The 11,626-nt window shown below is 58.0% G+C and carries 13 protein-coding genes; 8 read left to right on the top strand and 5 right to left on the bottom strand.

Annotation, left to right across the window (positions count from 1 at the left end; genetic code table 11):
* Positions 1 to 22: 22 nt before the first annotated feature.
* The 5 genes from ACXAD0_RS06255 (at position 23) to ACXAD0_RS06235 (ending at position 4,568) form a co-directional block, all read left to right on the top strand.
* A complete protein-coding gene (locus ACXAD0_RS06255; protein WP_475087508.1) occupies positions 23 to 820 on the top strand; it encodes an SDR family oxidoreductase in 798 nt (265 codons plus the stop codon).
* 38 nt (positions 821 to 858) lie between these two features.
* Complete coding sequence (locus ACXAD0_RS06250; RefSeq protein ID WP_475087507.1) at positions 859 to 2,460, top strand: FAD-binding dehydrogenase; 1,602 nt, start codon at positions 859 to 861, stop codon at positions 2,458 to 2,460.
* 165 nt (positions 2,461 to 2,625) lie between these two features.
* On the top strand, positions 2,626 to 3,804 hold the full coding sequence (locus ACXAD0_RS06245) for a hypothetical protein (RefSeq protein ID WP_475087506.1): 1,179 nt from the start codon (positions 2,626 to 2,628) through the stop codon (positions 3,802 to 3,804).
* A 105-nt stretch (positions 3,805 to 3,909) separates the two neighbouring features.
* The gene (locus ACXAD0_RS06240) at positions 3,910 to 4,230 is read left to right on the top strand and encodes a heavy metal-binding domain-containing protein (RefSeq protein ID WP_475087505.1); all 321 of its coding nucleotides are present in this window, start codon (positions 3,910 to 3,912) and stop codon (positions 4,228 to 4,230) included.
* On the top strand, positions 4,227 to 4,568 hold the full coding sequence (locus ACXAD0_RS06235; RefSeq protein WP_475087504.1) for a hypothetical protein: 342 nt from the start codon (positions 4,227 to 4,229) through the stop codon (positions 4,566 to 4,568). Before ACXAD0_RS06240 ends, ACXAD0_RS06235 begins: the two co-directional genes overlap by 4 nt.
* 39 nt (positions 4,569 to 4,607) lie before the next feature.
* On the opposite strand, the gene ACXAD0_RS06230 is transcribed toward ACXAD0_RS06235, so the two are convergent.
* Positions 4,608 to 5,384, bottom strand: a complete 777-nt coding sequence (locus tag ACXAD0_RS06230) for an enoyl-CoA hydratase (RefSeq protein ID WP_475087503.1) — start codon at positions 5,382 to 5,384, stop codon at positions 4,608 to 4,610.
* A 312-nt stretch (positions 5,385 to 5,696) separates the two neighbouring features.
* Here ACXAD0_RS06230 and ACXAD0_RS06225 point away from each other — a divergent pair, with 312 nt between their 5' ends.
* A complete protein-coding gene (locus ACXAD0_RS06225) occupies positions 5,697 to 6,479 on the top strand; it encodes a tryptophan 2,3-dioxygenase (protein WP_475087502.1) in 783 nt (260 codons plus the stop codon).
* Positions 6,480 to 6,612: 133 nt separating this feature from the next.
* On the opposite strand, the gene ACXAD0_RS06220 is transcribed toward ACXAD0_RS06225, so the two are convergent.
* Both ACXAD0_RS06220 and ACXAD0_RS06215 read right to left on the bottom strand, forming a co-directional pair.
* Complete coding sequence (locus ACXAD0_RS06220; protein ID WP_475087501.1) at positions 6,613 to 7,038, bottom strand: ExbD/TolR family protein; 426 nt, start codon at positions 7,036 to 7,038, stop codon at positions 6,613 to 6,615.
* Between the two features lie 189 nt (positions 7,039 to 7,227).
* Positions 7,228 to 7,680, bottom strand: a complete 453-nt coding sequence (locus ACXAD0_RS06215; RefSeq protein WP_475087500.1) for a methylglyoxal synthase — start codon at positions 7,678 to 7,680, stop codon at positions 7,228 to 7,230.
* 338 nt (positions 7,681 to 8,018) lie between these two features.
* Between ACXAD0_RS06215 and ACXAD0_RS06210 the strand changes: the two genes are divergently transcribed.
* Entirely contained in the window at positions 8,019 to 8,429 is a 411-nt protein-coding gene (locus tag ACXAD0_RS06210; protein ID WP_475087499.1) for a hypothetical protein, read from the top strand.
* Between the two features lie 161 nt (positions 8,430 to 8,590).
* Here ACXAD0_RS06210 and ACXAD0_RS06205 read toward each other — a convergent pair whose 3' ends face one another.
* Positions 8,591 to 9,532 (bottom strand): hypothetical protein, encoded by a 942-nt coding sequence (locus tag ACXAD0_RS06205; RefSeq protein WP_475087498.1) that lies wholly within the window; start codon positions 9,530 to 9,532, stop codon positions 8,591 to 8,593.
* A gap of 111 nt (positions 9,533 to 9,643) precedes the next feature.
* Between ACXAD0_RS06205 and ACXAD0_RS06200 the strand changes: the two genes are divergently transcribed.
* The gene (locus ACXAD0_RS06200; protein WP_475087497.1) at positions 9,644 to 10,549 is read left to right on the top strand and encodes a hypothetical protein; all 906 of its coding nucleotides are present in this window, start codon (positions 9,644 to 9,646) and stop codon (positions 10,547 to 10,549) included.
* Positions 10,550 to 10,649: 100 nt separating this feature from the next.
* Here the strand turns inward: ACXAD0_RS06200 and ACXAD0_RS06195 are convergent, their stop codons facing one another.
* Entirely contained in the window at positions 10,650 to 11,537 is an 888-nt protein-coding gene (locus ACXAD0_RS06195; RefSeq protein WP_475087496.1) for a phosphoribulokinase, read from the bottom strand.
* Positions 11,538 to 11,626 lie beyond the last annotated feature (89 nt).

Below are 11,626 nucleotides of genomic sequence, written 5' to 3'. Positions count from 1 at the left end.
CAACAAAGAGAGGGATAAGGTCATGCGAGGATTAGCCGACAAGAAAGCCATCGTCACCGGCGGCGCCCAGGGCATTGGCCGGGCTTGTGTAGACGCACTGCTGGAAGCGGGCTGTGCCGTTACCCTGTGCGATATGCAGGAAATCAGCCCGGAGACCCGCGCGGCGCTCGAGAGCTATGGCACACCGGTGCATTTCCTTTGTGGCGACATGTCAGAAGAAAGCTTTTGCCAACAGCTGGTGGACTTTGCCATCAAGAAAATGGGCGGTATCGACTTTCTCGTGAACAACGCTTTCTCCTTTATTGCGGAAGGAGTCAATGCCACCCGTGAGCACTGGACGCGCTCGCTGACTGTCGGCCCGATTGGTTTTGCCACCATGACCCAGCTGGCCGCTCGCCATATGACAGAGTCCGGTGGTGGAGCCGTGGTCAACCTCAGCAGTATTTCCGCCCATATCGCCCAGCCGGATCGCTGGACTTATAACGCTGCCAAAGGCGCCGTCGACCAGCTCACCAAGTGCAGCGCCCTTGACCTGGCCCCCAATGGCATACGCGTGAACAGTGTCAGCCCCGGCTGGATCTGGAGCCCTGCGGTACTAGATGCCGCCGGCGGTGACCGGGAAAAGTTCGAACCCATCTGGGGCAGATATCACATGCTGCGCCGCTGCGGTGAGACCTCGGAAGTGGCCAGTGCAGTCCTGTTTCTGCTCAGCGACGAAGCCAGTTTCATTACCGGCACTGACCTGCCGGTAGACGGCGGCTATCTCGGCCTCGGCGGCGAGGGGCTGGGAGAACAGTCCAGTGCACCCAATATCGACTAAGCCCAGCACAGAGCGGTCATAACAGCGAGCAGTCCTCCATGGCGATTACCTATCAGGCCGACGTTGGCATTATCGGCGCCGGTCTCAGCGGCATTACCACGGCACTGGAATTGCTGGACAGCGGCCAGCGCATCGTAATGGTCGACTGCAACGGCGCGGATCAATTTGGCGGACTGGCTAACAACGCATTCGGCGGCCTGCTATTGAACGGCACCCGTGAGCAGAAACTACTTGGCGTCACGGACTCTCCCGAACTGATGCACGCCGACTGGCTGCGCGCTGCCGAGTTCGACGAGCAGCATGTCTGGCAAAAGCGCTGGGCGGAGGCGTACGCCTATCGCAGCACCGAAGAGGTCTATCACTGGCTGCGCGAGCGCGGGGTTCGCTTTTTCCCCATTGTGCACTGGGTGGAGCGCGGGGATTTCCGGCCCGGCAATTCGGTACCGCGCTACCATATTGCCTGGGGTTGCGGTAACGGCATTGTGCAAGCCCTGATCGGCAAACTGCAAACCCACCCCAACGCGGGCAACCTCACTATTCACTTCAATCACCGCGTCGACACCATTGAGCGCAATGGCGATCGCGTCAGCGGGTGTAGCGGCCACAACCCTGAAGGCGCATTTACGCTGCAGTGCGACAACCTGGTTGTAGCCAGCGGTGGTATCAATGGCGACCTCGAGCGGGTACGCCGGGAATGGGATCCTATTTACGGTAAGCCACCAACCAACATGCTGAACGGCTCGGACCCCGCGACCGATGGCAGCGTCCACGATGCGGTGAGCAGCATCGGCGGCAGGGTTTCCAACCTTGGCTGGATGTGGAATTACGCCGCGGGTATTGCCAAACCCAAACCGGATTTCGACAACCAGGGCCTGGCCTTGATTCCACCGCGCTCGGCACTGTGGATGGATTGCTACGGTCGGCGCGTCGGGCCGGACCCGATGATTGGAGCCTTCGATACCCACCGGCTGTGCAAGCGCATGGGGCACCTGCCCCACCAGTACAGCTGGCTTATCCTGAACCGGAATATCGCCTTGCGCGAGATGGCGGTGTCCGGCTCGGACATGAATCCCAACTTCCGCGATAAACGTGTTTTCAAGATCATTGTGGGACTCATCACCGGCGCCCGCGGACTGGTGGACTTTATGGTGAATGAATGTCCGGATGTAGTGGTAGGCCACTCCTATAAAGAACTGGCCGAACGCATGAACGCACTGGCCCCGGAAGCCGAGATTGACGTCGCCGGGATGCAACGGGATATCGAGCAGTACGATACCCTGCTGCGTCAGGGCAAACGCTATTTTGCCGATGACCAGTTACGCCGCATTGCCCAGGCGCGCAAGTGGATCGGAGACTGGGTCCGCACCTGCCGCTACCAGCCCATCCACGATGACAACGCCATGCCATTGATTGCCATCCGCCTGCGTTTCCTGAGCCGCAAAAGCATGGGCGGCATCGAAACGGATCTGGACAGCCGCGTGCTGTCGCAGGGTGGTGCCCTCATTCCCGGTCTGTTTGCGGCCGGCGAAGTCGCCGGGTTTGGCGGCGGAGGCATCGCAGGCATTCGCTCCCTCGAGGGGACCTTCCTTTCCAACTGCGTATTCAACGCCCGCGCGGCCGCCCGGGCCATACGGCGCTGATATTACCGCAGCGCCAGGAGCTGCGATGCCTGTTACACGTCGCATGCCGCACCGCATGGATTCCCAGACAGAGAGATAGTCCAATCCCGCAGATTGCCGTATATTCCCATAGAGCGCGCGCCCCTGGCGCCCACAGAATAAAAACTTCCCGGGAAAAGGACATTCATGCGCACTGCCTTGCTACTGCCGCTTCTTCTGCTGCTGGCTGCCTGTGCGACTGCACCGAACCCCGCGCCCAGCACGGCGGAAAATGACGCGGAATTTATCCCGAAATATCCTGCGGTATCCCTGTACTTCAAGACGCCCAGTGAGCAGCTGGCCAGTGACTGTGAAAGCTTCCGCAAAGCATCCCTGCTACAGCACTGTACCGAGAACCTGTTTTCCCTCCCCCTGTTCCGCGCCAGCCTCCAGCGGGAAGGCGCGTTTGAGCATATAGCGGTTGCACAGGAAGGGCCCCAGTATGAACTGCTGATCTCCACCGCCCTGTTCGATCGGGAATCCGGGGCCGAAATCGGCAACGAGGCACTGTCCGGCGCCACGCTGAAGCTACTTCCCTCTGTTAAAGAAAAGACGCTGCGCAGTGAGGTGGTAATCAGCTGGAACGAGCTGCCCATACAACTGTACAGCTATGAAATCCCGGTCAAGCAATCCGTTTCGCTGTTCAGTGGCGGATACGATTCCCACAAGCAGCTGACAGAGCTGGTGAGCGACCAGCTGTTACAGGATCTCGAGCGGGATGCCGTGTTTTCCGGCAGGCACCTGCTGAGTGCCATCGGGGCCAGCGACTATGACAAGGATCTTGTGGTCCCCGGAGAGGTAGGCGGTTACTTTTTTGAGGATCGCTACATTTACAACAACCCCTTCCATGGCACTCAACTCAGTTTCCAGCACAAGCTCTTTGCCTTCGACAAAGCCGAGGTTTTTGTCTATCCCGTGCGTAATATCGACTGGAGCGACGCGGCTACGATCACCAATGCGGAAGCGGAAATCCTGCAAACAGAACTGCTTTCACTGTCCAATCAGGGGCATATTGCCAGTATCGAGCTGAGTGACATCCAGCCACTGACCTGGCAGGTGCAGAACAACGTGTTCGAGGGCGTCTTTTTTGATGGTCTGGTGACCGACCACAATGGCGGCCAGGCGACCACCGCCAACTACATTTTCACCAAGGGCGATAAATTTATTCGCGTTCGCGCCAGTTTCCCGGTCGTGGAGGGCAGCGCAGAAGTGGACAAACCGGATCAGTTTGTCAGAGCGCTGCTGGAGGAAGTGGTACCGCCGCAGGAGTCCGAATTTATGAGTAACATTCGCCAGCGCCGCCGCGAGATGGCGATGTACCGCTAATGCACCTGCGGTCAACCCCACAGACAAACGTCTCCCCTGCACGCAACGCCCTACTCCGTCATTGCCCGGCTATGACGCCCGGAATACAGTTACCAAGGATTTGCCATGCTGAAGACCACGACCTCCGTCGTCGACGGAAAGACCATCGCCCATTACCTCGATGTGGTGGCCGGGGAGGCCATCATGGGCACAAACATTTTCAAGGACTTCTTCGGTGCCGTCCGGGACATTGTCGGTGGCCGTGCCGGCGCTTACGAGCGTGAGATGAGCAAAGCCCGCGCCATCGCGTTTACCGAAATGGAAGAGCAGGCGGCGGCACTCGGCGCGGACGGGATTGTCGGCATCGATATCGATTACGAAGTGGTGGGTTCAGAGGGCGCCATGATGATGGTGAGCGTCAGTGGCACCGCGGTGAAATTCCAGTGACCGCACAAACACTGGAGCCACAGCGCACAGCGCTTCTCGCCACCATCGAACAACGATTCCGGCAATTGTTCGGCAACTCCCGCGATGGCTATCCGATCCCGGCCGTCGAGCGACACCGTCTGGAAGGGCTTATGCAGGCGGGCCCCTTACTGGGGCTCGCGGGCAGAGCGGAACTGGAGGCACTGATGGAGCGTGTACACCTGGAGGTGTTTGGCTGCAGCATTGCAGAACGCCGCGAAAGTCAGCCCCTGCGTTGGGAAGCCGGCTCGATAGATTACAGCGGCTATGAAACCCCGGCGATTGAGCGCCGCGGTAGCAGCAAGCCCACCCCGCGCTGACGCGCTCCGGGCGGGCATTGCGGCAATCTCAGTCATTGCCTAGAAGCGGGAAAAGTCGGCAGGACGCTTTTCCATAAAGGCGGTTGCCGCTTCGCGGAACTCTTCCGATTGCAGGCGCGTGTGGAAATGGCCCGCCTCGTTGCGAATCACTTCCATACCGCGCGCCTTGGTGCCTTCACGCAACAATTCCTTACTCAGGCGGATTGCCTCCGGTGCCAGGGTGGCAATCTGCTGTGCGGTCTTACGGGCCGCGGCAAGCGCCTCCCCGGCAGGCACTGCAGCATTACAAATGCCCAGTTTTTCCGCTTCTTCGGCACCAAACTTCTTACCCAACAGCAGGAGTTCCGTCGCCTTTACATGCCCGAGCATACGCGGCAGGAAAAAGCTGGAGGCATACTCGGGCACCAGGCCGAGATTCACGAAGGGCATCTGGAACATGGCATCTGCGCCGGCATAGGCCATATCGCAGTGCAGCAGCATAGTGGTGCCAATACCGACGGCCACCCCTTCAACCGCCGCAATCACCGGTTTGGGGAAGTTGTAGAGTGCATACAGAAACTGGATAACGGGCGATTCTTCGCTGGTGGCACCGCCATTGAGGAAGTCCGCCAGGTCGTTGCCTGCGGTGAAGGTCGTGTCCGTGCCGGTGATAATGACCGCGCGCACCGCTTTGTCCTCAGCCGCTTCGTTCAGCAGATCGGCCATGGTGGTGTACATCGCCAGGGTCAGCGCATTCTTGCGCTCCGGACGCTGGATCGTGATTTCGAGGACGCGCTCGTCCAGCCGGACGCCAATCTCTGCACAGTTGCTCTGCATGCCAGTCTCCTTGTGCCGGGCTGGAAGCTTCACCAGTCGGCGTTGTTATGGTCCGTGGCGACGGGGCGACACCACTTTGGACTCCATCTTAGCCGTTCGCCGCAGGCTTGCGAGCCCAGAATCGACCAGACTGCTTGACCAGACTTATGGTCCGGTACCGCGGACCTGCCCCAGGTACACCGCTTTCCAATCAGCCCACAATAGACCTTATAATGTTCCTCATACCACGCCATTTGGGCAAAAATCTTTTTGAATTCCGGCGACAGTGATGCACTGCATTTCGCCGCAATCTGGACAAACCAGGCAGTACCAATGACCGTTACCTACAGTTCTTACCTAAAAGTCGACGATCTGCTGCAATGCCAGCACCCGCTTTCCGATGGACCCGAGCACGATGAACTGCTGTTTATCGTGATTCACCAGAGCTACGAGCTGTGGTTCAAACAGTTGCTGCACGAGCTCGATTTCCTCGTGCGCCTGTTTCAGGAGGGGGAACGCTACCGTGCGCTACACACCCTGAAACGGGTCGACGCCATCTACCGCACCCTGGTGCAACAGGTCGATATCCTGGAGACCCTCACCCCGCTGGAGTTCATGTCGTTCCGCGACCGACTGTCCACCGCCAGTGGTTTCCAGTCCTATCAGTTCCGCGAACTGGAGTTCCTCTATGGGGCCAAAGATGCCAGCAAGCTGGAAAATTACCCGCAGGGCTCCGAGCACCGCGCTCGCCTGCAGCGCCGCCTGGACGCCCCGACCTTGTGGGACGCGTTCCTGCAGCTGCTGAGCCGCGAGGGCTACGACATTCCGCAAAGTATTCTGGAGCGTGACTTCTCGGTGAAGGCAGAGCCCTCCCCCGACGTGCAGCAGGTCCTCATCGATGTATACCGCAACAACCCCCTGCTGAGCGAAATCTGCGAGGCTCTGGTGGATATCGACACCTCCCTGCAGCAGTGGCGCTATCGCCACGTGAAGATGGTGGAGCGCACCATTGGCAGTAAGATGGGTACCGGCGGCTCCAGCGGTGTCGGCTATCTGCAGAGCACCCTGTTCCGCCCGGTTTTCCCGGACTTGTGGGCCATCCGCGCGGAGCTCTGATCGCCCGCCAGACGCCCCGACCCCGCAGCCAGCCGCGGCGGGGCCAGTCCCGGACGGAACGCCGGGCATAAAAAAAGCCAGCATATTGCTGGCTTTTTTGTCACTGGCCGCGAGGGCCTGCCGTCAGAGGAGATTAATCCTCAAACGGTACCAGGGAAACCTGGATGGCCGAGTTCACTTCCTTGGCCGCATCGTTGATGGCCACGTAAGTTTCGGCATTGGACTTGATGTGTGCGCGCACAATCACCATGGCCTCGGGGTTTTCCGCAAACAGCTGCGCGATACGGGCGCGGACCGCGCGGGAGTCGACACGGCTGTCATCCATCATGGTGATCTCGTTGTTGGAGCTCACGGAGATCAGGATGTTCTGCTTGTCGTCATCCGGCGGAGTATCCTGTGTCTGATCCGGATCCGGCACATTCACATCCAGCGCTTTCTCTTTCACAAAGGAAGCCGTCACGATGAAGAAGATCAGCATGATAAACACAACGTCCAGCATGGGCGTCAGGTCGATATCTGCTTTTTCCTCTTCTACGGCCTTACCGCGTCTTCTACTCATAAAACACCGTACTTTTTTGATTTGCCATTGGCGCCGGATTGACCGGTCTAGTCAGGGGGGCAAGATTGCCGCTATTTGGCCAGTTTTGCAAGGGGATGGAGCTCAGACAGGTAAAAAACCTTAGTCTTCAAACGGTCAAAACCGTGACGCAATAATCCTCCCCGGTCACGGGCACAGCCCAGAATGGCCCTAGCGTGCCGCCAAATACCCCTGGTAATCGGGGATTTCACGCTCAAAACTCGCGTCCATCAGTGCCGACTGCACGATCATATCGGCGCTGCTCGCGTTACAGGCCACCGGGATGTTCCACACCGCTGCGATGCGCAGCAGCGCCTTGACGTCCGGGTCATGGGGCATTGGCTCGAAGGGGTCCCAGAAAAACACCAGAATATCGATTTCCCCCTGGCAGATTCGTGCTCCGAGCTGCTGGTCTCCGCCCATGGGCCCACTGAACAGCTTCTCCACCGGCAGGCCGGTGGCCGCTTCGAGCTTGGTACCGGTCGTACCGGTGGCCAACAGGATATGTTGCTGCAACAGGTCCCTGTGGCGATCACACCACTGAATGAGGGCCGCCTTGCGGTTATCGTGCGCGACCAGCGCGACGCGCTTGCGGGCGGGAAGAGGCTTGGAAACGTATTGCATGGACTCCTCGGAAATTCGGCAGGTGCCCGGGGATCACCCCGACACCAGTTACAGGGGTTTTTCTTCTTTCTGCTTACCATCACCGGCGATGCTGGCACGACACCATCTCACCGACCGATGCAGCCAATGTACCGCCAGCGCTCCGTCAGATCTATCCTTTCTTGTTCGTCACCGCGGGTCAGTGAAAGCCCGCCGGTACCCTCAGCACCACGCGCTTCTATATAGAGAGAAAGAATCCACCACCGAATCTGGCGATGGAAGCGCTATACTGCGGCGCAGCCGATCGCAGTGAATCTGGGGCGGCACCCGTCAATTTCGAAGATTAAGGAGTACTGCCCATGAGTGTCGGAGCCTGGGAACCCGCTCAAGCAGCCAACGACCAACAGGATCAAGCCGCGCTGGATGTTCACCAGTTGCAGCGCCTGATTGACGCGGCAACTGCGGCGCCTGGTCAACCGCTCAGCGAAGCCCTCGAAGAACAGGACCTGCAGGCCTCTGCACTGATCCGGTTGCCGGCACAACGCTGGATTGAAGAGAGCGCGAACTGGGATAGCGAAGCGCTGTGGGGCCTGATTCGTTTCTTCACCCTGGCAGAACAACAGCTGTCGGGCTGGGATGCGGGTGCCGATTCGGCCGTCATCCCGATTGCGAAAGCCCTGCGCGAACGCGGCGATCGCCTGTCACGGGAGAGGCTGCTGTGGATTCGGGAACACAGCGACAACCGTTACCTGCCTTACGGACCGCTGTAACAACATTCCCTTCTTGCTCGCCAGGCGGGCGAAGCGCAGGTAAACCCACTGGGTACTGCCGAACTTTTCCAGCGCTGTCACCGGGCCGAGAATACGGCCCGGATTTCTACCCCGCGACAGCAAAAATCCCTTTCCCTCACGGCGACCATCGCAGGCCTGCGCTAGACCTCCTCGACGCGATAAAACTGGGATTTTACGAGAGAGACCTCGCCCGGCACGCGATAGTTATCAGGAAGATGACGCCAAGCCACGAACCCCTCTCGATCCAGCAACCAGAATGCCGGTCGACAGACGCCCGCCGGCAACCACTTACGCCGGAATAATCGCACCCAGACCGGCACACCCTGCGCATCGACAAACAAATCGTTTTCTCCTGCCGGTGTGCTCACCGCGAGCTGCAGCCAATGGATCGGTATCTCCTGCAGTGCATTGCCCAGCGCTTTTGTACATTCGGCCAGAAAGTTCTCTTTTGGCTCGGTACTGACAACGATGAGCTCAATGGAAGAGGCCTGCAGGGCGCTGGTCAGTTGTGGCAGGTCTGCCATAAGGGTCCGGCTGTCCGCGCAGAAACTTCCGCGCAGAAACACCAGCAAATAGCCATTAATGTCTGAATTCTCTCTGTTTTTTTCCCCACCCGAAGGTTCATCGGTGTCACTTCCAGCCTGCCAGACAGGACCCGCAAGGGTTTTCAAGGGAGCAAATGGCCGAATCCCACTTTGACCAAGCTCGCCCCCCAACGCCGTCAGGGTTTCGGCCAGTGACTGTGGATAAGAAATCCGGCTGAGATGGAACAGATAAATCAGCAGGACAAAAATATTCAGGATTGCCAGATAAATGGGCAGGCCAAGCTCGCTATCTGACAGCAATGTAATTGCGAATCCGATCAGTGCACCCAAAAATGCCATCGGCTCGCGAATATCGCCCCGGTATTTTTCCGGCCAAAAATAGCGACACAGCATCCACACTGGTAACGCCGCGCTATTTAAAAAAAGTCCGAACCAGGGAAGGCCTCCACCGGCAATTACGCGAGAAAAAGCCAAAAATCCGCACGCGTAAAGCCAGGCAAATGCAATAAATGTAAAAATTACTCTGAAATTACCCATTTTCCGTTAGAAAATCCGTAAAAATACTTGCAATCAATTATATAAATAGGCTGCAATTAGCGCGATGAATTTCTTTCGTCCACAACAATACTTAATTACAGGGAAATTTTTATGGCTGCACGTAAAACGGGCACAGTTAAAAAAGCCGTAGTATCTGAAGTTGCCAAGCTTCAGGCAGAACTGACTTCACTGAAGTCAAAGTTGGAAAAAGCACGCGCTAAGCAGGAAAAAGACGCGGCTTCTTCTGCAGACAAGCTGGCCAAGGCCGCGACCAAAGCTGCTGGAGCGGTAAAATCCGCCCAGGCCAAGGTCAAGACTGTCCGCGCCAAGAAGAAATCTGCTGCCCAGCAGGCCCAGCTGAAGAAGGCCGTCGCTGCTGCTACTGCTGCCAAGAAAGCTGCTGACAATGCCAAGTCTGCTGCCAGCACAGCCAAAAGCCAGCTGGTAACCATCAAGGCTGACAACAAAGTTGCCGCCCAGGTTGCCAAAGCGGTTGCTAAAGAAGAAGCTGCTGTAGCCAAGGCGCTGGCCGCTGCGGAGAAGAAGAAGGCCGCTGCTGAAGCCAAGAAAGCCGCTGCTGCTGCCAAGAAAGCTGCCGCTGCTGCCAAGAAGAAGGCTGCTGCTGACAAGAAGAAGGCCGCTGCTGCTGCCAAGAAGAAAGCTGCTGCTGACAAGAAGAAAGCCGCTGCTGCCAAGAAGAAAGCCGCTGCTGCCGCCAAGAAGAAAGCCGCTGCTGAGAAGAAGAAAGCCGCTGCTGCCAAGAAAAAGGCCGCTGCTGCTGCCAAGAAGAAAGCCGCTGCTGAGAAGAAGAAAGCCGCTGCTGCCAAGAAGAAGGCCACTGCCAAGGCTAAGAAAAAGCCTGGTCGCCCGAAGAAAGCCGCTGCCAAGAAGGCTCCCGCCAAGAAGAAAGCTGCTGCCAAGAAGTCTCCGGGTCGTCCGAAGAAAGCTGCTGCTAAAAAGGCTCCGGCCAAGAAAGCTGCTGCTCGTCGCGGTCGTCCGCCGAAGGCCAAGAAGTAAGGCTTTACGCGCAGACCTGTCCGGAGCCTGTCTCCGGATGCAAAAAACCCGGCTTATGCCGGGTTTTTTGTTAGATCGGAAACGATATAACCAACGCTTATCAATCGACCTGTTTCAGCCCCAGTGCTGCGATCTGGTGATCCCGTCCCAATTCAAAGACACAATCGGCCCGCGCGGGCATTTCCTCGAGCAAATTGCGGGTCACCCGTTCGTAATGCTGTACAAAACGGGCAATGTCCTCATCGCCCATTCCCGCTCCGGTACGTTCCCGTAATTTTTGCTCCTGCAAACGGCGCCACTCGAGCACGCAGTCCATATCCGGCACTTTCAACATCAACAGAAAATCCATCTGTTGGAAAAGGGTCTGATAGGCCCCCTTCAACTGCGCATTCATATAGCGCCGCCAGATACCAACAGGGTCCTCTTCACGCTCCAGCGTATTGATCGGGGCAGTATCCTCATCCGCCCAGGGTTGTGCGCCGACACACCAGCCCTCAAACAGCAGAATATCCACCGGGGCGTCGTAACAGGGCCACCCGCTCTGGGGAGCGCGATCGTCCACCGACTTATCAAACAACGGCACGCAGACTTGCGCTCCCGCTGCTGCCCAGTCGCTCAGCTTCCGGATCGTTTCCAGCCCCAGGTCCACATCATGGGTACCAGGGACCCCACGGGTCTGTAACAGCGGATGGATTTGTTGCGCCAGAGTGCCACGCTCGGCGCGTGTGAGGTAAATATCGTCGAGGGAGAAGCCGGCACTACTGAGCCCCATCCGCTGCCACACAAGCTGCAACAGGGCGGTCAATGTGGACTTACCGGAACCCTGGCCACCACAAATGCCAACGCAAAGGGTACTGCCCTGCTCGCGCCGCTCGGCCAGGTACACCGCCAGGGGCAGGTAATAGTCGTCAATCACCCGCTGAAATTCGTCGGGCAAGCCGTGATCGACCATAAATTTGGAGAAATCGGGCTGCAGGCTTTCTCTCACCAATGCGGATTTTTCTTGTACCCAATGGGGCCACGCAACGTGCACAGAAGAACTCCATGTTGAATTAGTGCAGATGGCAGCGGCTGTCA

It is taken from the genome of Microbulbifer sp. ABF4_148, assembly GCF_056158985.1.
The sequence above is the reverse complement of the archived record's forward strand: the minus strand, read 5'-3'. Positions and strand labels throughout refer to the sequence as shown.

Excerpts from the sequence above, each read along its gene's own strand:
- ACXAD0_RS06245 (WP_475087506.1), top strand. The coding sequence starts at position 2,626 with ATGCGCACTGCCTTGCTACTGCCGCTTCTTCTGCTGCTGGCTGCCTGT.
- ACXAD0_RS06230 (WP_475087503.1), bottom strand. The coding sequence starts at position 5,384 with ATGCAGAGCAACTGTGCAGAGATTGGCGTCCGGCTGGACGAGCGCGTC.
- ACXAD0_RS06205 (WP_475087498.1), bottom strand. The coding sequence starts at position 9,532 with ATGGGTAATTTCAGAGTAATTTTTACATTTATTGCATTTGCCTGGCTT.
- ACXAD0_RS06200 (WP_475087497.1), top strand. The coding sequence starts at position 9,644 with ATGGCTGCACGTAAAACGGGCACAGTTAAAAAAGCCGTAGTATCTGAA.
- ACXAD0_RS06220 (WP_475087501.1), bottom strand. The coding sequence starts at position 7,038 with ATGAGTAGAAGACGCGGTAAGGCCGTAGAAGAGGAAAAAGCAGATATC.
- ACXAD0_RS06255 (WP_475087508.1), top strand. The coding sequence starts at position 23 with ATGCGAGGATTAGCCGACAAGAAAGCCATCGTCACCGGCGGCGCCCAG.
- ACXAD0_RS06215 (WP_475087500.1), bottom strand. The coding sequence starts at position 7,680 with ATGCAATACGTTTCCAAGCCTCTTCCCGCCCGCAAGCGCGTCGCGCTG.
- ACXAD0_RS06240 (WP_475087505.1), top strand. The coding sequence starts at position 3,910 with ATGCTGAAGACCACGACCTCCGTCGTCGACGGAAAGACCATCGCCCAT.
- ACXAD0_RS06250 (WP_475087507.1), top strand. The coding sequence starts at position 859 with ATGGCGATTACCTATCAGGCCGACGTTGGCATTATCGGCGCCGGTCTC.
- ACXAD0_RS06210 (WP_475087499.1), top strand. The coding sequence starts at position 8,019 with ATGAGTGTCGGAGCCTGGGAACCCGCTCAAGCAGCCAACGACCAACAG.
- ACXAD0_RS06225 (WP_475087502.1), top strand. The coding sequence starts at position 5,697 with ATGACCGTTACCTACAGTTCTTACCTAAAAGTCGACGATCTGCTGCAA.